This is a genomic window from Streptosporangium sp. NPDC020145, from assembly GCF_040631275.1.
Classification (GTDB): domain Bacteria; phylum Actinomycetota; class Actinomycetes; order Streptosporangiales; family Streptosporangiaceae; genus Streptosporangium.
Genome location: NZ_JBEXZT010000019.1, coordinates 131158 through 152085 on the forward strand (window position 1 = coordinate 131158; position 20928 = coordinate 152085).

At 70.6% G+C, this 20928-nt stretch carries 23 protein-coding genes; 10 read left to right on the forward strand and 13 right to left on the reverse strand.

The window, feature by feature from the left end; all coding sequences use genetic code 11:
• Positions 1-18 precede the first annotated feature (18 nt).
• Entirely contained in the window at positions 19-588 is a 570-nt protein-coding gene (locus ABZ463_RS28730; protein ID WP_352010876.1) for a dihydrofolate reductase family protein, read from the forward strand.
• Here the strand turns inward: ABZ463_RS28730 and ABZ463_RS28735 are convergent.
• Both ABZ463_RS28735 and ABZ463_RS28740 read right to left on the reverse strand, forming a co-directional pair.
• Complete coding sequence (locus ABZ463_RS28735; RefSeq protein WP_362780837.1) at positions 490-1785, reverse strand: RNA polymerase sigma factor; 1296 nt, start codon at positions 1783-1785, stop codon at positions 490-492. The two genes, ABZ463_RS28730 and ABZ463_RS28735, sit on opposite strands and share 99 nt — an antisense overlap.
• A gap of 56 nt (positions 1786-1841) precedes the next feature.
• Positions 1842-2216, reverse strand: a complete 375-nt coding sequence (locus tag ABZ463_RS28740) for a YciI family protein (protein WP_362780799.1) — start codon at positions 2214-2216, stop codon at positions 1842-1844.
• 313 nt (positions 2217-2529) lie between these two features.
• Here ABZ463_RS28740 and ABZ463_RS28745 point away from each other — a divergent pair, with 313 nt between their 5' ends.
• Positions 2530-3387 (forward strand): NAD(P)-binding domain-containing protein, encoded by an 858-nt coding sequence (locus ABZ463_RS28745; protein ID WP_362780802.1) that lies wholly within the window; start codon positions 2530-2532, stop codon positions 3385-3387.
• Between the two features lie 12 nt (positions 3388-3399).
• On the opposite strand, the gene ABZ463_RS28750 is transcribed toward ABZ463_RS28745, so the two are convergent.
• Positions 3400-5634: a transglycosylase domain-containing protein gene (locus ABZ463_RS28750; protein WP_352010879.1), complete on the reverse strand. Its 2235-nt coding sequence runs from the start codon at positions 5632-5634 to the stop codon at positions 3400-3402.
• A gap of 212 nt (positions 5635-5846) precedes the next feature.
• Between ABZ463_RS28750 and ABZ463_RS28755 the strand changes: the two genes are divergently transcribed.
• From ABZ463_RS28755 to ABZ463_RS28765, 3 genes are all read left to right on the forward strand, one after another.
• Positions 5847-7307: a serine hydrolase domain-containing protein gene (locus tag ABZ463_RS28755; protein ID WP_362780805.1), complete on the forward strand. Its 1461-nt coding sequence runs from the start codon at positions 5847-5849 to the stop codon at positions 7305-7307.
• A 97-nt stretch (positions 7308-7404) separates the two neighbouring features.
• Positions 7405-8517: a histidine kinase gene (locus ABZ463_RS28760; RefSeq protein ID WP_352010881.1), complete on the forward strand. Its 1113-nt coding sequence runs from the start codon at positions 7405-7407 to the stop codon at positions 8515-8517.
• A complete protein-coding gene (locus ABZ463_RS28765) occupies positions 8514-9167 on the forward strand; it encodes a response regulator transcription factor (protein ID WP_362780808.1) in 654 nt (217 codons plus the stop codon). Before ABZ463_RS28760 ends, ABZ463_RS28765 begins: the two co-directional genes overlap by 4 nt.
• Here ABZ463_RS28765 and ABZ463_RS28770 read toward each other — a convergent pair.
• Positions 9157-9741: a CGNR zinc finger domain-containing protein gene (locus ABZ463_RS28770; protein WP_352010883.1), complete on the reverse strand. Its 585-nt coding sequence runs from the start codon at positions 9739-9741 to the stop codon at positions 9157-9159. The genes ABZ463_RS28765 and ABZ463_RS28770 overlap by 11 nt on opposite strands.
• 72 nt (positions 9742-9813) lie before the next feature.
• Between ABZ463_RS28770 and ABZ463_RS28775 the strand changes: the two genes are divergently transcribed.
• Entirely contained in the window at positions 9814-10575 is a 762-nt protein-coding gene (locus ABZ463_RS28775; RefSeq protein ID WP_362780811.1) for a class I SAM-dependent methyltransferase, read from the forward strand.
• Positions 10576-10609: 34 nt separating this feature from the next.
• Here ABZ463_RS28775 and ABZ463_RS28780 read toward each other — a convergent pair whose 3' ends face one another.
• Positions 10610-10750 (reverse strand): hypothetical protein, encoded by a 141-nt coding sequence (locus ABZ463_RS28780; protein ID WP_352010885.1) that lies wholly within the window; start codon positions 10748-10750, stop codon positions 10610-10612.
• A 171-nt stretch (positions 10751-10921) separates the two neighbouring features.
• Positions 10922-11497 (reverse strand): HD domain-containing protein, encoded by a 576-nt coding sequence (locus tag ABZ463_RS28785; RefSeq protein ID WP_352010886.1) that lies wholly within the window; start codon positions 11495-11497, stop codon positions 10922-10924.
• Between the two features lie 117 nt (positions 11498-11614).
• Here ABZ463_RS28785 and ABZ463_RS28790 point away from each other — a divergent pair, with 117 nt between their 5' ends.
• A complete protein-coding gene (locus tag ABZ463_RS28790) occupies positions 11615-11995 on the forward strand; it encodes a nuclear transport factor 2 family protein (protein WP_352010887.1) in 381 nt (126 codons plus the stop codon).
• Between the two features lie 91 nt (positions 11996-12086).
• On the opposite strand, the gene ABZ463_RS28795 is transcribed toward ABZ463_RS28790, so the two are convergent.
• The 3 genes from ABZ463_RS28795 to ABZ463_RS28805 all read right to left on the reverse strand — a co-directional run bounded on the left by ABZ463_RS28795 (position 12087) and on the right by ABZ463_RS28805 (position 14714).
• On the reverse strand, positions 12087-12650 hold the full coding sequence (locus tag ABZ463_RS28795) for a hypothetical protein (protein WP_352010888.1): 564 nt from the start codon (positions 12648-12650) through the stop codon (positions 12087-12089).
• A 196-nt stretch (positions 12651-12846) separates the two neighbouring features.
• Positions 12847-13422: a hypothetical protein gene (locus tag ABZ463_RS28800; RefSeq protein ID WP_362780815.1), complete on the reverse strand. Its 576-nt coding sequence runs from the start codon at positions 13420-13422 to the stop codon at positions 12847-12849.
• 173 nt (positions 13423-13595) lie between these two features.
• Entirely contained in the window at positions 13596-14714 is a 1119-nt protein-coding gene (locus ABZ463_RS28805; RefSeq protein ID WP_362780817.1) for an FAD-dependent oxidoreductase, read from the reverse strand.
• 381 nt (positions 14715-15095) lie between these two features.
• Between ABZ463_RS28805 and ABZ463_RS28810 the strand changes: the two genes are divergently transcribed.
• Positions 15096-16175 carry a cellulose binding domain-containing protein gene (locus ABZ463_RS28810; RefSeq protein ID WP_362780820.1) on the forward strand — a complete coding sequence of 360 codons (1080 nt, stop codon included), beginning with the start codon at positions 15096-15098 and terminating at the stop codon, positions 16173-16175.
• A gap of 292 nt (positions 16176-16467) precedes the next feature.
• Here the strand turns inward: ABZ463_RS28810 and ABZ463_RS28815 are convergent, their stop codons facing one another.
• Positions 16468-17079 carry a histidine phosphatase family protein gene (locus tag ABZ463_RS28815; protein WP_362780822.1) on the reverse strand — a complete coding sequence of 204 codons (612 nt, stop codon included), beginning with the start codon at positions 17077-17079 and terminating at the stop codon, positions 16468-16470.
• Entirely contained in the window at positions 17076-18308 is a 1233-nt protein-coding gene (locus tag ABZ463_RS28820; RefSeq protein ID WP_362780824.1) for a PEP/pyruvate-binding domain-containing protein, read from the reverse strand. Before ABZ463_RS28820 ends, ABZ463_RS28815 begins: the two co-directional genes overlap by 4 nt.
• Positions 18309-18367: 59 nt before the next feature.
• Here ABZ463_RS28820 and ABZ463_RS28825 point away from each other — a divergent pair, with 59 nt between their 5' ends.
• The gene (locus tag ABZ463_RS28825) at positions 18368-18763 is read left to right on the forward strand and encodes a DNA-binding protein (RefSeq protein WP_352010894.1); all 396 of its coding nucleotides are present in this window, start codon (positions 18368-18370) and stop codon (positions 18761-18763) included.
• Positions 18760-19395: a transcriptional regulator gene (locus ABZ463_RS28830; RefSeq protein WP_362780826.1), complete on the forward strand. Its 636-nt coding sequence runs from the start codon at positions 18760-18762 to the stop codon at positions 19393-19395. Before ABZ463_RS28825 ends, ABZ463_RS28830 begins: the two co-directional genes overlap by 4 nt.
• Positions 19396-19545: 150 nt before the next feature.
• Here the strand turns inward: ABZ463_RS28830 and ABZ463_RS28835 are convergent, their stop codons facing one another.
• Together ABZ463_RS28835 and ABZ463_RS28840 are read right to left on the reverse strand one after the other, a co-directional pair.
• Positions 19546-20175: a Fic family protein gene (locus ABZ463_RS28835; protein ID WP_362780828.1), complete on the reverse strand. Its 630-nt coding sequence runs from the start codon at positions 20173-20175 to the stop codon at positions 19546-19548.
• Entirely contained in the window at positions 20073-20510 is a 438-nt protein-coding gene (locus tag ABZ463_RS28840; RefSeq protein ID WP_362780840.1) for a hypothetical protein, read from the reverse strand. The genes ABZ463_RS28835 and ABZ463_RS28840 overlap by 103 nt, the downstream gene beginning before the upstream one ends.
• Between the last annotated feature and the right edge of the window lie 418 nt (positions 20511-20928).

Genomic DNA, 20928 nt, shown 5'->3' on the forward strand with positions numbered 1-20928 from the left:
TTCAAGTGGAGTGAATGTATGCGAAAGCTTGTCTACTACATCGGTGTCAGCATCGACGGCTACATCGCGGGTCCCGGCGGCGAGTACGACTTCTACCCCCTGGCCGACGACATGACGACGTGGATGAACGCCAGGTATCCGGAGACCGTCCCCGTCCACGTCCGGGCGCACTTCGGCCTCGACGCGCCGAACAACCGCTTCGACACGATCCTGATGGGACGCGGCACCTACCAGCCCGCCCTCGACGCCGGGATCACCAGCCCCTACACGCACCTGAGGCAGTACGTCGTCTCGACCACCATCCCCGAGATCGCCGACCCCACGGTCGATCTCGTCTCCGGCGACCCCGTGGAGCTGGTCCGCGCGCTGAAGAAGGAGGACGGCCTGGACATCCTGCTGTGCGGAGGCGGCAAGCTCGCGGGCTCCCTGCTCCCGGAGATCGACGAAATGATCGTCAAGAGCTACCCCGTGGTCGCGGGCGCGGGCGTCTCAGCCTTCTCCGGGGCCTTCGGTCCCACGCTCTTCACCCCGGCCGCGAGCCGCTCCTTCAGCAACGGCGCGACCGTCACCTGGTACGACCGGGCCTGAAGCGCGGGCCAGGAAGACGGCCCGCTCCCGCTCGTTGCGGGTCAGCGCGGCGGCGCGCCCGAACTCCGCCCGCGCCTCCTCGGTACGGCCGAGCCGCGCCAGCAGATCCCCCCGTACAGCGGGCAGCTGCGGATAGTCCCTGAGCGCGCGTTCCCCGGCCAGCCCGTCCACGATCTCCAGGCCCTTCGCCGGGCCGTACGCCATGGCGACCGCGACCGCGCGGTTCAACTCGACGACGGGAGAGGGCGCCACGTGGGCGAGCACCCGGTAGAGCGCGGCCATCCGCTCCCAGTCGGTGTCCTCGGCGTGGAGGGCACGGGCGTGACAGGCGGCGATCGCCGCCTGCAGGCCGTACGGGCCGAGGGTGCCGAGCGCCTCGGCCCGGCCCAGCGCCTCCAGGCCACGGCGGATGAGCAGCCGGTCCCACATGCTCCTGTCCTGGTCGAGCAGGAGCACGGGTTCACCGTCCGGCCCGGTCCGCGCGCCGAGACGGGACGCCTGGATCTCCATCAGCGCGACCAGGCCGTGCGCCTCCGGCTCGCCCGGCACAAGACTCGCGGTGAGCCTGCCCAGCCGCAGCGCCTCCTCACACAGCGCCGGACGCGTCCAGTCGCCGCCTCCGGTCGCCGAGTAACCCTCGTTGAAGATGAGGTAGATCACTTCGAGGACGGACGAGAGCCGCTCCCCCATCTCGGCGGGCGCGGGCATCTCGATCCGCACCCGCCGTTCGGTGAGGGTCCGTTTGGCCCGGGAGATCCGCTGTCCGACGGTCGGCTCGGCCACCAGGAAGGCCCGCGCGATCTCCCGCGTCGTCAGCCCGCCGAGCAGACGCAGGGTGAGCGCGAGCCGTCCCTCCGTGGGCAGCACGGGATGGCAGGCGGTGAAGAGCAGTCGCAGCACGTCGTCGCCGACGTGGTCGTCGAGGACGTCGTCCAGTTCCGCCTCCGCCGCCTGCCTGCGGATCTCCATGTCCCTGCCGACCTCTTCGAGCTTGCGGTCGTAACGGGTCACGCGGCGCAGCCGGTCGATCGCCCGGTGCTTGGCGGTGAGGGTGATCCAGGCGCCGGGGTTGTCCGGCACGCCCGTCTCCGGCCACTGTTCGAGCGCGGCGACCAGGGCGTCCTGCGCCAGTTCCTCCGCGAGCCCGACGTCGTGCACCATGCGGGCGAGCCCGCCGACCACCCGGGCGGACTCCATCCGCCAGACCGCCTCGACCACCCGGCGAACGTCATCACCCGTCACGGCCACCGATCCTAGGCGGAGGCGGCGAAGTCCTCGGGGCCGAAAACGCGCCGAATGTCCGCCTGCCCCTCCCAACCGGCCCAGAGGTCCCGGTGCAGCCGCAGGAAGCGTGAGGCCCACTCGACGGCCTCCTCCTTCGAGCCCACCTGGTAGAGCGCGTAGCTGATGAGCTCCTTCGACTCGGCGAAGGGGCCGTCCGTGACGCTCAGCCGTCCGCCGGTCAGCTCGACCCGTGCCCCCTGGTCGCTCGGTGCCAGCCCCGCGGTGTCGAGCAGGACACCGGCGGCGGTGGCCTCCTCCCCCAGCTTGGCGATGGCCTCCATCAGTTCGGCGGGCGGCGGGGTCTGCGGCTGCTCGCTGAGGCTGAGGGTGATCATGTACCGCATCGTGTGTCTCCTTCTTCGCCCGGATCGTCCGGGCGTGTGTCGGCCTTCTGACCACGCTTCGAACGGGCCGACGCGATTTCGACACCCCACCCGAAACTTTTCTCAGGATTTTTCCGTACCCCCGGGCCCCGTCCTCCGGGCAGCGGCCCACGGAACCCGACGGTCACTTACCGGGAGGTAAGCAGCTGACAGGAGAGTGGGTACTTGAGGAAACCCGGGCTGGGAACCAGCATCGAAACGTCCCCGCCGGCAGGACATCCCCTTTCCCAGACTCAGAGACGGATGGAAGATGACACACGACCACCGTGTTCCGGTGACGGTTCTCGGCCTGGGGCCGATGGGCCAGGCGCTGGCGGGCGCCTTCCTCGACAACGGCCACCCGACGACCGTGTGGAACCGTACGGCGGGCAAGGACGAGACCCTGGTCGCCAGGGGCGCGGCCAGGGCGGGCACCCCGGCCGAGGCCGTCGAGGCGAGCCCGCTGACGGTCGTCTGCGTGATCGACTACGACGCCGTGCACGCGATCGTCGAACCCGCGGGACCCGCCCTCAAGGGCAGGGCCCTAGTCAACCTCACCGCCGACACGCCGGAACGCTCCCGCCGGGCCGCCGCCTGGGCCGAGGAGAACGGCGTGCGCTATCTCGACGGCGCCATCATGACCCCGACGACGTCCATCGGAGGTCCCGAGGCCGTCATCCTGTACAGCGGGGACCAGGAGACCTACCAGGAGCACCGCGCGACGCTGGGGGCGCTGGGCGCGGGCGGCGTCTATCTGGGCGCCGACCCCGGGCGGGCCGCGTCCTACGACGTCGCCCTGCTCGACCTGTTCTGGACGTCGGTGAGCGGCCTGGTCCACGCCTTCGCGCTGGCCAGGGCCGAGGGCGTGTCAGCCAGGGAGCTGGCCCCGTTCGCCAAGGGGATCGGCGCCCTGCTGCCCGTCGCCATCGACGAGTTCGCCCGCCACGTCGACGAGGGCGAGCATCCCGGCTCCGCCTCGGCGCTGCTGTCGGCCCTGGCGGGGATGGACCACATCGCCCACGCCTCCCAGGCGAGGGGGCTGGACACCGGGGTGATCGACGCGGCCAGGGCGGTCGCGCGGCGGGCCGTCGAGGCCGGTCACGGGGGTGACTCCTTCTCCCGTCTGACCGAGACCATCGCCCGGCCCGCCTGAGCGGGCCCGCGGTCAGCCGAAGGGACCCCGGCCGTTGCCCCCCGTGTCGTTCTCACGGCCGTGGTTCCCCCAGCCGCCCCGGTCGCCGTTGTCGCTCCGCCAGTCGTCGTTGTTGTCGTCGCCCGGACCCCGGTCGTTCTCGTCCGGCGGGGGCGCGGGCTGGCAGCTCTGGCCGCATCCGCCGAACCGCGAGGTGTTGATCGGGGTGAACTTGGTCGGCGGGACGTCCTTCAGGGCCGCCAGCATGGTGTCCTTCCAGATCGGCCCGGAGATGCTGGCACCGACGACCGAGCCGTAGTAGGTGCCGCCGATGGTGACGCCCACCAGCTTGTGGGTCTGCGAGCCGCGCGGGTCGCCGATGCTGACGGCGCCCGCCAGGTCGGGGGTGAACCCGGCGAACCAGGCGGAGGCGTAGCCGTCGGTGGTACCGGTCTTGCCCGCCGCGTCCCGGCCGATGCCGCCGACCCCCCGCATGGTGCCCTTGGTGAGCACGCCGGAGAGGACGTCGGCCGTCGCGTCGGCGACCTCGGGGTCGAGTGCCTGACGGCACTTGGGCTTGTAGGTGGTGACCTTGCCGTCGCGGTCGGTGATCTGGGAGATCGCCATCGGCGCGCAGTACTTCCCGCGGGCGCCGATCGCGGCGTAGGCGTTGGCCACGGTCACCGGGTCCATCTCGTTGGTGCCGAGGGTGAAGGTCTCGTACTCCTGGAGCTTGGCCCCGTCGGAGCGGTGGATGCCCAGCGACTTGGCGGTCTTGACCACCTCACAGAGCCCGACGTGCTGTTCGAGCGTCATGAAGAAGGTGTTGACCGAGCCCCACGTGCCCGTCTGCAGGGTCCGCCAGCCGGGAGAGCCCTCGTCGTTGGTGACGGTGTGGCTCGGGTCTCCGGCGGTGCCGCCCGCGCAGTTCTTGAACGTCGAGTAACCGGCCGCGGTGTAGCCCGCGCCGACGTTGAAGCCGTCGCTGATCTTCATGCCCTTGCTCAGCGCGGTGATCAGGGTGAAGGTCTTGAAGGTCGATCCGGCCTGGAAGCCGGTGAGGCCGCCGTGCGCGGCGTCGGCGACGGGGTTGTAGGCCAGCTCGTGCTTGTCGGTGTCCCCGCCGTACGGCTTGCTGGCGGCCATGGCCTTGATGGCCCCGGTGCCCGGCTGGACCAGCGCCTCGGCGGCGAGCGGGTTGTCCGAGGCGTGGACCCGCTTCTTGATGGCCTTCTCCGCTGCGGCCTGCATGTCGGAGTCGATCGTGGTCTTGATCGTCAGGCCGCCCCGGTTGAGGAACTTCAGCCGGTCGGCGGCCTTCTTCCCGAAGTCCGGATTTTTCAGGATCTCGTTGCGGACGTAGATGCAGAAGTACGGGTACTTGCTGGACTCGCATCCGCCGGGCAGGCCAGTGCCCCTGTAGCCGAGCTTGGTGGCCTTCGCCTTCGCGGCGTCGTCCTTGGAGATCTTGCCGAGCTCGGCCATCCGGTCGAGCACGACGTTGCGCCGCTTCAGCAGCTTCTCCTGCTGCTTCCTGCCCAGGTTGGGGTCGGTGGCGTTGGGGTCCTGCACGGCCCCGGCCAGCGTCGCGGCCTGCGGCAGGGTGAGCTGGTCGGCCCTGATGCCGAAGAACCGCTTGGCCGCCGCCTCGACCCCGTAGGCGCTCGCACCGAAGTAGGCGATGTTCAGATACTTCGCCAGGATCTCGTCCTTGGTGTACTTCTTCTCGACCGCCATGGCGTAGCGCAGCTCCTTGAGCTTGCGCGCGTAGCTGGCCTCAAGCGCCTTGTTCTTGGCCGCCTCGGTGTCGGCGGCGTTGAGCAGCACCTGCTTGACGTACTGCTGGGTGATGCTGGAACCGCCCTGGGCGACCCCGCCCGCCTGCAGGTTCTTGGCGAGCGCCCGGATCGTGCCCTCGATGTCGATCGGGCCGTGCTCGTAGAAGCGGTAGTCCTCGATCGAGATGATGGCCGTCTTCATGATCGGGGCGATCTCGTCGAACCCCACGACCTCGCGGTACTGCTCGTAGAAGCGGGCGATCGGCTTGCCCTTGGAGTCTTCGACGACCGTGACTTCGGCCGGGGGCGGCTCCACGAGCTCCTCGGGTGCGAGGTTCATCTCGTTACTCGCTGAGATCAGTCCGAAGCCCGCGCCGCCCACCGCCGGTAGCGCGAGTCCCGCGACCAGCGCGCCCGCCGCCACCCCGGCACCGGCCAGCAGGGCGATCTTCGACAGGGCGCTCGTCTGCTTCTCCACCGGTTCCTGCATGCCCCACAGCCTATGGCGCCCCACGAACCTCCCAGGCCACCAAGAGAAAACCCGCACCTGACGAAAGTCAGGGGTCACCCCTTACTTCGGGCTCCTGACCTGGTGATTCACGGTGTTTAGCGTGACGTTCGTCAACGAGACGATCGGAGCGCGTTGTGTGGCGGAACAGAGGTTCGAGGCGGAGAACGGCGACCACGGCGGTCGCCCTCCTGATGGCCCTGACGACCACGGCGGTCACCGTACCGCCGGCCGCGGCGGTCGCCGCGCGGGAGGCGCGAGCCGTACGGGAGCCGACTCCCGCGGCGATCGAACGGGTGGTCGCCGAGTACGCCGCCAGGACCGGCTACCCGGGCATAGCCACCGCGATCACCCTGGGTGACCGGGTGCTGTACACCGGCGGGTACGGCCACGACTCCTCGGGCGCGGCGGTGACCGCGGCGACGCCGATGCCGGTCGCGTCGGTCAGCAAGTCCTTCACCGCGCTCGCCGTGATGCGGCTGGCCGAGGCGGGCAAGGTGGTCCTGGACGCCCCGGTGCGCGGCTATCTGCCCGGCTTCCGCATCGCCGACCCCCGTGGCGAGCGGATCACCGTACGCCAGTTGCTGGAGCAGACCTCCGGGCTCAGCGACGGCACCTTCCCGGAGAAGAGCCTGCCGCAGCCCGACTCCCCCGCCGACGCCGTGACGCGCACCAGGACGGCGACGCTGGCCGCGGAGCCGGGCACCCGGCACCTCTACACGAACACGAACTACCACCTCGCCGCCCGGCTGGTCGAGGTCGTCACGGGTGAGCCGTTCGCCGAGTACATGCGGCGGCAGGTGTTCGGGCCCGCCGGGATGCGTTCGACGACCACGATCTCCCAGACGCCGCGTGACCTGCCGCCCGGGGTGCGCGAGGGACACCTCTACGCCTACGGGATGTCGGTCCCCGCCCCGGAGCCGAAGCGGTTCGTCGGCGGCTCGGACGGCGTGATCACCACCGCCGAGGACATGGCCGTCTGGCTGATCACGCAGAACAAGGGGGGCGTGGCCCCGAACGGTACCCGGCTGCTGTCCACCGAGGGCGTGCGGACCACGCACACCCCCTCCGACCGGCGCTGGACGTACGGCCTCGGCTGGGACACCGACGCGAGGGGCCGGGTGAGCCACAGCGGCATCTGGTTCACCTACACCGCCCACCAGCTGCTGCTTCCCGGCGGCTACGGCATCGCGGTCATCGGCAACGGCGGCATCGGCCTCGGCAACGAGGGCATCGGCGCGCTGGCGGAGGAGCTGGCCACCCTCGTGACCGGTGGAAGCCCGGAGACCGGTTCCTCGTTGCGGCTGACCATCGACCTGGTGCTGGCCTGCCTCACCCTGCTGAGCCTGGCCCTGGGGGTGCGCAACCTGCGGCGCACCGGACGCTGGGCGGAGCGGTTCGTCTCCCGGCCGTCGTGGCGGCTCCTGCCGAGGCTGCTGCCCCGGCTGTTCCCCCTCGTCCTGCTGGTCCTCCTGCCCCGCCTGCTCGGCATGCTCGCCGGGGGTGGACGGGACCTCACCCACCTGCAGCTGTTCTACTACTCGGTCGCGCTGGTCACCTGGACGGCGGTCGCGGCCCTGTCGAACCTCGCCGTGCTGACCACCCGCGTCGTCGCCCTCGTACGGCTCCGCCGTACCTTTCGTCCCGGCCGGTGACCTCCTGACCGGTGATGTCCTGGGCAGTGATGACCTGGGCAGTGATGACCTGGGCGGTGATGACCTGGATGGCGATGGCCTCGATAGTGTCGGTGTCATGACGAGCTGGATACGCCGGGCGGCGGCGCGTTCGCCCGTCCCGCCGTGGGCGTCCGTCCTGCTCGTGGGGCTGCTGGCCGTCGTCGCCATGTCCCATGACGAGCTGGCCGGGTGGGCATTGGTCGCCGCCCTGCTCGCCCCCGTCGCGGGGGTGGCGTTGCTGGGGCCGTACCCGGTGGCCGCGCTCGGGGTGTGCGCGGTGACGAGCGTCACCGTGGCGCTGAGCATGACCGACAACGTGCCGGTGTGGAGCAGCGCGCTCTGCGTGGCCGTCTTCGTGATCAGTCTGCTGGCCGGGCGCGGGGCGCCGAAGGTGGCTCCCGCTCTGGGCGCGTGCGCGGCCGGGGTGGTGCTCGACGTCGTGTTCGGCCTGGTCAGAGGCGAGGTGTGGGGGGTGGGGGCGCTGCTGCTCGGCCTGACGGTCGCGCTGCCGTGGCTGCTCGGCCGTTCCGCGCACCAGCAGGCCGAACTGGTCGTGGTCACCGCGGAGCGGGCCATGCTCCAGGAACGCGCCCGTATCGCCCACGACATGCACGACACGCTCGGGCACGAGCTGAGCCTGCTCGCGCTGCGCGCCGGGGCCCTTGAGATGGCCTCCGACCTGGACGAACGCCACCGCAGGGCCGCCGCAGAGCTGCGGGAGGGCGCCGGGCTCGCGACCGAGCGCCTGGCCGAGGTCCTCGCCCTGCTGCGCGACGGCGGCCCCGCGCCGCTGAGCCCGGCCCCGGCCCGCGACGCCGAGGACGTGCGGGCCCTCGTCGATCGGGCCTCGGGCGCGGGCCTGCCGGTCTCGCTCGAATGGCACGGCGTAGGGCACCTGCCGCCCGTGGTCGGCCGGGTCGCCCACCGCGTCGTCCAGGAGGCGCTGACCAACGCCGCGAAACACGCCGCCGGGGAGGCCGTGCGAGTACGGCTGGCCACCTCGGACGGCACGACCGTGGTCACCGTCGTCAACCCCCTCCCCCGCCGTGTACGGCGGGGCGCGGGAGGAGGGGCGGGTCTGGCGGCGCTGCGTGAGTACGTCCCGCAGCACGGCGGGACCTTCCGCGCGGGACCGCGCGGCGGGGAGTTCGAGGTCGTGGCCACGCTGCCACACGTGGGGGAGTCATGATCAGGGTGCTGCTGGCCGACGACGACGAGATGGTCAGGGCCGGGGTCGGCGCCATCCTCGCCACCGATCCGGCCATCGAGGTGGTTGCCGAGGCCGGGGACGGGCGGGAGGCCGTCGAGATGGCCCTCGCGCACCGGCCGGACGTCGCCCTGCTCGACATCCGCATGCCCCGGCTCGACGGCCTCTCCGCCGCCGTCGAGATCATCCGTGCGGCCCCCTCGGTCGCCGTCGCCGTGCTCACGACCTTCGGTGAGGACGCCTACCTGACCAGGGCGCTCGACGACGGTGTGCGTGGTTTCCTGCTCAAGTCGGGCAACCCCCGGGAGCTGATCGCCGGGGTGCACGCGGTCGCCGGGGGCGGCGCCTACCTGTCGCCGAGGATGGCCGCGCGGGTGATCGGGGAGCTCCGCTCACCCCGGCTGGGCCGTGCCACGGCGGCCCGTGCCAGAGTCGAGACGCTCACGGAGCGGGAGCGCGACGTGCTCGCCCTGCTCGGCGCCGGGCTGTCCAACGCCCAGATCGCCAGGCGGCTCGGGCTCGTCGAGGGCACGGTCAAGGGGCACGTCAGCGCCATCCTCACCCGTCTCGACCTGCGGAACCGGGTCCAGGCGGCCGTTCTGGCCCACGAGGCGGGCCTGGTCACGGAGTGAGTCTCCCCCTGGCCTCCCTGGCGCGGAAGGCCGCGGTCTTGACGCGGTTCTGGCAGGCGGTGCCGCAGAAGCGGCGGGTGCCGTTGCGGGAGACGTCCACGTAGACGCGGTCGCAGTGCGGGGCCGTACAGACGCCGAGGCGGTCGCGGAACTCGCCGCCCAGCACGATCGCCAGGCCGGTGGCGCAACTGGCCCCCCAGTCGGCGGACACGGTCCCGCCGGGGCCGTGGAAGTGCAGGTGCCAGGGTTCGCCGTCGTGCCGCTGGAGTGAGGGCCGGGCCCGCGTCTCGGTGAGCAGGTCGTTGACCCTCAGGGCGGCGGTGTCGACGTCCTCGGCCGCGACGGCCTCGAAGACCTCGCGCAGTCTGGCCGCGATCCCGGTCAGTTCGGCGGCCTCGTCCTCGGTGAGCCTCTCGTGGTCGGGGTATCCGGCGTCCCGCAGCACCTCGGTGGCCGCGGCGGCGAGGTCGTGGGGCGGCGCGAAGGGACGGCCTCGGGCCTCTCCCGGCGTCAACGCGTTGACCAGTGCGACCGCGATCCGGACGACCCCATCGGTGTGACTGTTGAAATCCACTTGACCGGTTACCTTCTCGCGTTCTAGTTTGTAACTGTCTAAAGCATAGAAGACGGTCACAAGGAGGCCTGTGTGCTCACCTACGATGTCGCACACGAGTGGATCACGCGTTGGGACCGCCAGCAGGAGGGCTACCTGCCCGACCGCGAGGAGCGTTTCATCGCGTTGGTCGACGCCGTCGAGGCGGCGGGCCGTCCCGACCCTCTCGTCCTCGACCTCGGCTGCGGGCCCGGCTCACTGGCCGCCCGAATCCTGGAACGCCTCCCCGAGGCCAGGGTGGTCGCGGTCGACGCCGACCCGCTGCTGCTCGGTCTCGGCCGGGCCGCCTACCCCGATCCGCGCCTCAGGTTCGTCTCCCTCGACCTGCGCGTCCCCGGCTGGAGCGACCTGCTCGGCCTGGACGGGCCCGCCGACGCCGTGGTGAGCACCACGGCGCTGCACTGGATCTCCCCGCAGGACATCGCGAAGGTGTACGCCGAGGTGGCGACCGTACTGCGCCCCGGCGGGCTGCTGCTCAACGGCGACCACCTGGAGACCGACGACACCACCCCGGTCCTGGCCCGGCTCGAACGCGTCGTGCACGACCGGGAGGCCGAGCGCAGGTTCGCCGGGAACCGTCCCGAGGACTGGCGTCAGTGGTGGGACGCGGTCGCCGCCGACCCCGACTTCGCCGAGCTCAACACCGAGCGGGCCACCGCGGGCGCCGACCACCACGGCTCCGAGTCCCCACTGCTGTCCACGCACGTCGACGCGCTGCTGGACGCGGGCTTCGTCGAGGTCGGCTGCCTGTGGCAGCGCGGCCACAACCGTCTCCTGTGCGCCGTACGCGCCTGACCCGCGCCCTCGCGCGCCCCGGACGGCGGGGGGTTCAGCGCTCCGGCTGTCCCTCGTCGGCCCGGTGGACCCTCGTCCAGGTGGCGCCGCACCCGCAGCGGTAGCCCTCGACCAGGTCGCCGGTCTCGGTGACGGCCAGGCCGTCGCTGACACGGACGTGAACGTGAGTGCTCATGGGGCTTTCCTAAGCTTTCCGAGCTTCCCCGTGGCTCTCCCCGGCCTTCCTCCGGCGGTTCCCCGAACGGGGCCGCCGAGCAGGCGGAAGGGGGCTGAGCTGGGCGAACATCCTCACGATACCTTCCCTTGACGGTTCCCTGACCTCCGGGCCCGCCCTCTCGGGAAGCGCTCAGTCGCCGTTGAGGACCTGGGTCACCCACTCCAGCGACCCCGTGTCGAGCACCTCGTCCGCCAGCCGCTTGGCCGAGGCCGTCCGCAGCGCGGCCAGCGAGCTGTCGATCCACGGCTGGACGTTCTGGTGCCCCTGCTCGCGGTACTCGACGGCCTGGACGAGGCATTCGAGCTTGTCGGCGTCACGGGCGCAGACGGCTTCGAGACTGGTCTTCTCCTCGTACTCGGCGACCGCGCCGCGCACCATCCCCGCCACGACCTCGGGCACCCCGCTCACCTGGTCGGCGGTGACCTCCTCGTTCGAGGCCGCCTTCAGATAACGCTTGCCGAGGTAGGGGATGTCGGTGATCCGGGTCTCCTGGGTGTCGTGGAACAGGCTCATGAACGCGGCCCGCTCGGGATTCCCGCCCTCAAGCGCCGCGATCACGCTCGCGATGACCGCCGCCCTGAAGGAGTGGTCGGCGATGCTCTCCGGATCCCGCACCCCCGCGACCAGCCACCCCGTGCGCCGGTACCGCTTGAGCAACCCCATCTCGTACAGCAGCCCCGCCAGACCCGTCAGTTCCTCCGCCATGGCCTCCACCCCCTTCCCAGGATCGTAGAACGCCCCTCCCCCACGACCTAGGACATCTTGACCGTCGTACGCTCGCTGTAGCGTGTCGGGAACGTACCGTCGAAAGGACCCGGGGCCATGGGCGACGATCTCCACGATCTCCACGCGCAGGCGATCGACGTCTTCGTCGAGGCCACCGCCACCTCCGACCCCGAGCGTCGCGCCACCCTCCTGAGCCGTGCGGTGAGCGCCGACGTCGTCTTCTGGGGACCGCTCGGCCGGGGTGCCGGCCGTGAGGCCGTCAACGACTTCATCACCGAGGTCGTCCACGGCCACCCCGCCGGGCCGGGGCGCCTCGTCAGGACGACCCGGGTGGACGCCCCGGGAGAGTGGGCGAGGTTCGGCTGGCGCTACGAGACGGCCGACGGCGAGACCGTGCTGTCCGGCACGGACGTCGTCCACGTGACCACCGCCGGAGACATCGACGAGATCATCGTCTTCGCGGGCCCCCTGACCTGACAGCCTTCGCCGTACGGCGGGCACCTCGGAAAACGGCTGATCGCCGCCGTGGGGGGTGTCGGCGGCGATCAGGGTCACAGGGGGCCTCGGATCACTCCGTGAAGGTCACCGTGGCGTACAGGTAACGGGTCTTGCCGTTCTCGTCACCGCTGTGCGAACGGCCGACGATGACCTGGTTGTAGCCGGCCTGCGCGTTGTGGTTGCTCTCCTTGTACTCACCGCTCCAGGTCAGGTTGGTCAGCCGCACCTGACGGCCCTGCCAGTACAGGGCGCCGGTGCGGTAGCGCGTCATGCCGTTCTCGTCACCGGTGTGCCACCTGCCGACGAGCGCCTGGTCCGTGGGGGCGATGTAGCTGGACTTGCTCTCCCGCTGGCTGGCGGTCCAGTCTCCCGAGTGCACCTCGACCTGCTCGCCGTTGATGAAGATCCAGCTGCAGTAGTACGTGGTCCTGGTGTTCTCGTCACCGATGTGCGAACGACCGGTGAGCACCTGGTTCGCCGGGCAGTCGAAGGCGTCCGCCCGTTCCAGCACGGTCTCCTGGTAGATGCGCTCGACCTTGATCGTCGCGGCCGAGGCGGGAGAGGCCATGGTCAGCGCCGCCGCGGCGGCGGCCGCCACCACGGGTACGGCCCTGCCGTACGTCCTCGTCTTCATCTTCTCGGTTCCCTTCTGCGTGCGTTTGCGGCCGAAAGGCGGGACACGGATCACGGTGCGGCACGGACCCGCGTGAACCTGCGCGGAACCGCGCGGCCTCGTACGGACCCGCACGGCCTGTGCGATGACGGCCACAGGACCCGTCTCCCGCCGGGATGGCCCGATCACCTCGGCGACCGGGCCGACGATGGGCGGATCAGCCCTCGAAGGTCACAAGGGCGTGCTGGTAGCGGGTCTTGCCGTTCTCGTCACCGCTGTGCGAACGGCCCACGAGGACCCGGTTGTAGTCCGCCTGGAAGGTGTGCCTGCTCTCCTTGAGGTCGCCGCTCCAGACGGCGCCGGTGAGCCGTACCGGACGGCCCTGCCAGGACAGCGTGGCGGTGCGGTAGCGCGTGGTGCCGTTCTCGTCACCGGTGTGCGAACGGCCGACGAGCGCCTGGTCCGCCGGGGCGCTGTAGCTGGACCTGCTCTCCTTCTGGCCGGGGGTCCAGTCCCCGAGGGACACCCGGACCTGCTCGCCGTTGATGAGGATCCAGCTGCAGTAGTACGTGGTCCAGGCGTTCTCGTCACCGGTGTGCGAACGGCCGGTGAGCACCTGGTTCGTCGGGCAGGTGAACTGCGTGCCCCACTCCGGCACGTTCTCGGAGTAGGCCCGCTCGACCCTGATCGTCACCGCCGCGGTGGACGCGGCCGAGGCGGGAGAGGCGACGGTCAGTGCCGCCACCGCGGCGGTCGCCGCCACAAGGGGCACGACCCTGCCATACGTCCTCATCTTCATCTCCATCGGTTCCCTTCTGCGTGCGATCACATTCAGAGAGGCGGCGCGGTGAAGATCAATTTTTGGTCGTACCCCGGGTGAAGATCGTCCCCCTGGGAGGTGATCCACCGGTCCCGCTCGCGGCCTACCGAGGATCCCCCTGACTGTTGACGACGCCCCCGCGCCCGTCAGCGTCCGGGCATCCGCGTCGGCATCCACGGGTGACGCAACGCCATGACGGTGCCCCTCACGATGGCCTCCTTGTAGACGGCGGCCGTCCGCCCGGTGAGCACCATCTCGACCGGGCTGTCGTCCCCGCGCACGAACTGGATCAGACCGTCGTCGCGGCCCAGGCTGACGCACTGGTTGGCGTACCTGAAGCGCACCGGATCGGGCGTCCGCCCCGCCAGACGCGCGGTGATCGCCCGTACGGCCTGCTGGGCCACCGGAAGCCCCGTCGCGCAGGCCATCCGCAACTCCACGCCGTCGGCCGTGCGCACGGCCGCCGCGTCGCCGATGCCGTACACCTCCCGGTGCGAGACCGAGCGGAGCGTCGGGTCCACCAGCATGCGCCCGTCGTCGTCGACGGAGAACCCGGCCTGGCGCGCCAGCTCGGGAACCCGGAAGCCGGTCGTCCAGATCGTGACGTCGGCACCGAGCCGCTCTCCACCCTCCAGCGTGACGTGGTCGTCGTGCACCTCGGCCACCCTGGCGTGCTCGCGCACCTCGACGGCGAGACGGCCGAAGGCCGCGTTGAGGTGCCGTTGGGCCCGCCGCGACAGCGCGCCGCCCAACGCCCCCTCGGTGACCAGCCGTACCTTCACCTCCGGCAGGCACTCCGCCAGTTCGGCCGCCGTCTCGATGCCGGTGAGCCCGCCCCCGACGACGACCGCGGTGCCGCCGTCCCGCAGCCGAGCCCTGAGCCGCTCGGCCTGGTCGAGGGTGGCGACGGTGTGGGCGTGCTCGGCCGCTCCGGGCACCGGGCTCAGGTCGGCCTGGCTCCCCAGCGCGTAGACGAGTGTGTCGTAGCCGATCTCCGGGGCGTGCGCCGGCCGTACCGTCCGGGTGTCGGCGTCGATCCCGGTCACCGTGTCGACGACCAGCTCGACCCCGGTGCCCGCGAGCAGGTCGGCCAGCGGCAGGTCACGAAGACGCTGACCGGTGACGAGCTGGTGCAGCCGTACCCGCTCCACGAAGTGGTCCCGCCGGTTGACCAGGGTGACCCTGGTCCCCTTCTGTCGCGCCGCCAGCTTGGCTGCGACCAGCCCCGCGTACCCCGCTCCGAGAACCACGATGTGATGGGTCATCTGTCTCTCCCTTTCTCGCCCGCTGAGAACCGGTCAGGGGCCGGGAACGTGACGTGAACTGCGTCACACCGCCCGAGCTGGGCGTGACCTGGGGCGATGACGGCCTGGGCGGCCGCCCCGCGCTCTCTCCGCCACGGAGGTCGAGCGCCTGCGGGCACGGCCGGTGACGGCGGCCCGTGCCGGACGCGCCAGGCGCCGACCGACGTCATACGGCGGGACCTGGGCTTTCGCCAGCCTGCAAAATCGTGACTTTACGGAATGTCAAAAACACTCCACAATCACCGCGGGGGGACAAACGCCAAAAGACGATTCGACAGGGACATCATGCAAATCGGCAGACGATCCTCCGGGACGGTCCTCCTCAGCCTCGGGTTTCTCACGGTGGCGTTACTGACGGCCATGCTGGCGATCAGCATGGCCGCCGCCCCATGGGGGGGCATCGCCCACGCGTCCACTCCCAGCCCCAGCCCCACGAGCACGCAGACCAATCCCGGCTCCCCGACGCGCCCTGTCGGCCTGTGGCACTGCCCGGTGCCACTCGCCCCCGTCACCCAGACCGGCTACGCCTCCATCTGCTGGAGTGCCTCGTCGGACGAAAGCGGGGGCGTCATCTACGACGTGTACCGCCTGGACGTCGACGGCTTCGTCCTCGCCGCCACCACGACCTACCCGAGCAGCGTCGTCTCCGGCGAGTTGAACCGCCGGTACACGCTGTACGTCGTGGCCAGGGACGCGGAGGGGAACGTCAGCCCGCCGTCCGAACTGATCACGGTGCCGGCGCTGACCGGGATGACCCCGTCGCCCTCGCCGTCCCCGAAGCCCGGCGACCGCGTGCCGCCGAGCCGGCCGACCGGCCTGCAGGACGCCTGCCTGCAGGACTACCGGGGCGCCACGTTCTGCTGGCAGCCCTCGACCGACAACGTCGGGGTCAAGGAGTACGACGTCTACCGTGAGAACCCCTCGGCCTACGACAGGGTCGGTACGATCTCGTCCTCCGGCGTCCTGAACTTCGCCGAGTCCGACGTGGTCGTCGGGCGGCGCTACAACTACTTCGTGGTCGCCCAGGACGAGGCCGGCAACCTCAGCGAGCCGTCCTCCATGCTGTCCGTCCTGGCCAGGGAGGGCTTCCCCACCCCGACCCCGACGTGCACGGTCTCCTACCGCGCGGCGACGTGGAGCTCGACACTGAACGCGGAGATCAACGTGCGGAACATCGGCACGACCCCGATCGACGGCTGGACGCTGTCGGTCGACTACCCGGCGTCGTCCGCGCAGCTCACCTCGGGCTGGTCCGCGGACTGGACCCAGAACGGCTCGCGGATCAGCGGCACGAACAAGCAGTGGAACAAGGTCGTCAACCCCGGTTCGACGACCCAGATCGGGTTCGCCGCCTCCTACAGCGGCACCCAGCCCGCCCCCCTGAGGTTCGCCCTCAACGGCAGGCTCTGCTCCGTCGAATAACGACCACCTGACGAGAACGGGTCCACGGGATCGGCGCAATCGCCCGTGGGCCCGTTCCTCTTCTCCGGGGCCGGGGAAACCCGGCCGACGCCGCGGACGAACGTGTCACGACTTTTCGTCGGCGGCTGAGAAAACGCCGAAGGCGTGACCGCGCGAAGAAACCCCTCGCCGAAAAAAGCCCAGGCTCAATTGAACGCGGAACGAACCAGGTGAACCCGGGCCGGAATTCGGCGCTTTCCGCCCACACAGAAACCCCTGCCGATCGGCCTTGAACAGTCCGGGCCTGGTGATCTCACGGCCTGACGCCTTCGGGGAATCCGGTCCAGCGCAGGTCAGGCGGGAGGTGGCTCATGTCGTTGAACATCACGATCGTCGGTGGCAGGCCGTCGCGGTACTCGATGACCGTCAGGGCGGTGTTGGCGCTGTTCAGCCCGAGCCACCGCGACGGCGGCGCGTCCAGCGCGTGCCGTACCAGCCACGCGATCGGATAGGCGTGCGTCACCAGGACCTCGTGGGTGGACCTCGGAGCCCTCGCGGCCGAGCCGGTGACCTTCGCGAACCGGGCGACCAGGGCCTCGGCGAGGCTCTGGCCGGAGGCCGCCTCGGCATCGTCGTAGCCGTCGAAGAAGCCGGCCCAGGACGGAGGCGTCTCGGCCGCGGTGGGAACGTAGGGCACATGGTCGACGAGTTCGGCGGCCTCGATCACCGGCACGCCCGGTAGACGACGGGCGAGTTCACGCGCGCTCGCCACGGCACGCGGTAGCGGAGAGTGCCACACGACGTCGACCGGTACACCCGCGAGCCGTTCGCCCAGCAGGCCCACCTGCCGACGCCCGGTGTCGGTGAGTTCCCCGAACGCGTCGGCCGCGCCGTGACGCACGAGGTAGAGGTGTCTGGTCGTCATGCGTGGTCAGGGGCGGGGGCCCCGTCTCCTCTCGGACGGAGGTGGTCGGCCGTGACGGTTCCGGCGGTGCCGTCGACGGTGATGACGGCGCCGTCGCGGAGCCTGTTCGTCGCGTCAGGAACGCCGAGGACGGCGGGGATGCCGTGTTCTCTGGCGACGATCGCGGCGTGGGAGAGCACGCCTCCCGTCTCGGTGACGACTCCCGCGGCGACGCGCAGCAGCGGCGTCCAGGCGGGGTCGGTGAAGGGGCAGACGAGGATGTCCCCCGGGCTCACCCGCGCGAAGTCGCCGAAACCACGGACGATCCTCGCGGTGCCGGTCACGGTCCCGTGGCTGCCCGGCGTCCCGGCGAGCCCGGTGGCCGTGACGTCCAAGGCACCGGAGAGGGGTGGCGGGAGCGCGGCGGTGACCGGCCGTGCCTGCAGAATCCAGACGCGGCCGTCGGCGATCGCCCACTCGACGTCCTGCGGGCCGCCGAGCACGGCGGCGATCCGTTCGCCCAGCTCGGCCAGCCGCGTGGCGGTCGCGTCGTCGATCACCGGCCGGTCCCGGGCGGCGACGGGCACGTCGTGGACGACGAGCCGCGTGCCCCTCCGGTCAAGACGCCGCCGTTTGTCCGCGACGGTACGGATGACCGACCCGTCCCTGGAGACACGGTAGGCGTCAGGGGTGACCCTGCCCTCGACGACACTGGGGCCGAGACCCCAGGACGCCTCGATCCGGGTCACGTCGTCCGGACCCGCGGGAGTGAACATGACCCCGGACACCTCGGCGTCCAGGTGGCGTTGGACGATGACGGCCATCAGAAGGTCGTCGCAGCCGGAGCCGGCCCGGTAGGCGACGGCACGCGGGGAGAACAACGAGGCCCAGCAGGCTCCTACGGCTTCGGCGACCTCGTCGGGTCCGTGCACGGCGAGGAAGCTCTCGTGCTGACCGGCGGCCGACGCCTGACCGGTGTCCTCCTTCGCCGCCGATGACCGTACGGCCACGGACGGCTCGCCGAGTTCGTCCAACGCGCGCCCCAGCGCGTCGATCACGGCGGCGGGAACCGGGCGGGCCCCGATCTCCTGCCGCGCCGCGTCGGCGCCGCCCGGTCCGGCCGCGAGGTAGGCGGCGAACGGGACGACGAAGCCGTCGGGAACCGGCAGACCCGCCCTGAGCAACGCGCCGAGCGCACCGGCCTTGCCCCCGCAGGTGTCGGCGACGGCCTCCCCAAGGGAAACGATCATCCGCTTCGCCCTTCAACATAACATTGACAACAATTTGTTGATTGTGCATGCTGGGACGCATGTCACGCAAGGACGACATCGCCTCCGGCGCGCACGCCGACCACGCCCAGGCCGGGCGTGAGCGGGACGCGCGTGAGCGGCTTCTTGACCTGGGCGCGAACGAGCTCGACGCCCGTCCGTGGCGTCCCCCGCCCGCCCCGCTGTCGGCGGTCGACCTCGTGCAGTTCGCCGTCTGGCGCAACGCCGACCTGGACCCGGAGGGCATCCTGGACGCGCTCGCCCTCCTGCCCGCCGCACGAGCCGAGGTCGAAGGGCTCGAATCCGCCCTGCTGTTCATCGCCAGAAGCGCGGGCCTGACCTGGGCGCAGATGGCGCACGTGATGGGGTTCAACTCCCCGCAGGCATGCCAGCAGCACTACACCCGCCTGACCGCACGACAGGACACCGGCTCATGACACACGACTCCTCGCCCGACCTCCTGATCCTGCACGCCGTACGCGTCACCGGGTTCGCGGACACCCCGGTGATCGCCCGCCGGTACGGGCTCGACACGGCCACGGCGGAAGAGGTGCTACGCGAGGCCGAGAGCCGTGGCTGGGTCGAGCACACCTCCTTCGCCGACACCAGAGGCTGGTCGTTGACCGAACCCGGCCGGGCCGAGAACGAGCGCCGGCTCGCGGCCGAACTCACCCTCGCGGGCGCCGCCGACGAGGTCCGAGACGTCCACCGCAGGTTCCTCCCGCTGAACGCTCTCCTGCTGCAGGCCTGCACCGACTGGCAACTCCGGCCCGCCGCCAACGATCGGCTCGCCGTCAACGACCACTCCGACCCCACCTGGGACGCCGGAGTCCTCCACGAACTCGCCTGCGTCGGCCGGGCGCTCACCCCGCTCGTGGGCCGGCTCGGTCACGTCCTCACGCGGTTCCGCGGATACGACACACGTTTCGCCGCGGCCCTGACACGCGCACAGGCGGGGGACGGCGCCTGGGTCGACCGCACCGACGTGGACTCCTGCCACCGTGTCTGGTTCGAACTCCACGAGGACCTCATCGCCACCCTCGGCCTCACCCGCCACGCCCAGCCCTGACCCGCCGTACGGTGCCCACCTGGATCACCCACGGATCGGCGATCCCGCAGCGGCGAGACGACCGGCTTCGCGAATCACCGTCCAGGCCGAGACGCCGAACCTCTTCAGCGGTCCTGCCACCTGGGCGACTTCTCATCCGCAGCGGACGCATCACGACCTGCGGTGCCTTGACTTGAGATAGTCGTTCACCCACTTCTTGCTGCTGCGCCACATCCCGTCGTCGCCCTTGACCGCACGCAGGCGCCCCCGTGCGGCAGCCACCCGGAGGGCGTTCTCGGTGACGTCGCGTGTCGCGAGGGCGGGCAGGGGGACGAGCTTGACCGGACCGGCCATCGCCGGCATGACAAAGCGATACAGATTCGTCGTCACGCTGCGTGCGACGAGTTCACCCAACGGGCCGAACTCGTCATTGTCGGCTCGGCGCATCGCCTGCAGATACTTGTCACGGTCGCGCTTGTAGATGATCGCCGGTGGATAGCCGATCCTGCCGAGTACCAAGTTGAGCACCAAACGGCCCGTCCGCCCGTTGCCGTCAAGGAACGGATGTATCTGCTCGAACCGATTGTGAACATGTGCCAAGCGTTCGGGGAGGGGCTCCTCGGACTCACCGCGGAGGCCATCGACGATCTTCACCCAGTCCCGCATCCGGGAGTCGACCTCCGGCCATGACGGCGGCTTCATACCCCCGGGGAACTTGGCGATCTCATGTCGCCGGAAGTTCCCCGGGCCTTCGGCAGGAGTGGCGTGCGGGTGAGGGTCCACAGCCCACACGAGCGACATGGCGGTGTGATGTATCGCCGAATCTCCTGGAGCGTGATGAGATCTCCGTTCTGCCAGTCTCCCGGCTCCAGCGCCTGCCCGTACACCCACTTCGCGGCGTCGCCGTACCCCCTCACCTCCGTGTAGTCCCTGAGAGGCTTCGCGCCCACCGCCCGGCCCTCCTCAAGGAGCTTCTCCACCTCCTGCAACACGAGCGTGTTGCCCTCGATCGCAGTGCTGTTGTGAGCCTCCTGGTGCCAGATGTCAGACCAGATGTCCTCCGCCTCAGCAGGCGAAGGCAGCCCGCCCAGACGGTCACGAAGCTCTCGAACGGCCTCGTCGAGACGCTGGCACACAGTCGCCCTGGACGGTCTGCCCGGTCCTGACACCGGCTCTCCCATGATTTTGTTCGGCTGAGTCGATGTAACCCAAACAAAACCAACCCGCCTTGTTCGCTCCGGCCGAAGAGATCGAACCGAACAACTTACCGACGGGGCGGCACCGCGGCCGAGCCTCCACCCCGAGCACAGACCCCTACGCCCGGCGAATGAACCGCTCCCTCCGAAGACCATGAACGACAGCAGCGGGCAGCGGCCGACCTTGGTAAGGCATCGCCGATGACACGCGGAACCTAGGAGTTGTCTCAAAGTGAGGTCAGCAGCCAGTCGTTGATGATGGCGATGTGAAGGCTGGCCTCGTAACGGGCGGCGAGTTTGTCGTAGCGGGTGGCGGCGCCGCGATGGCGTTTGAGCCGGTTGATGCCGCATTCGACGG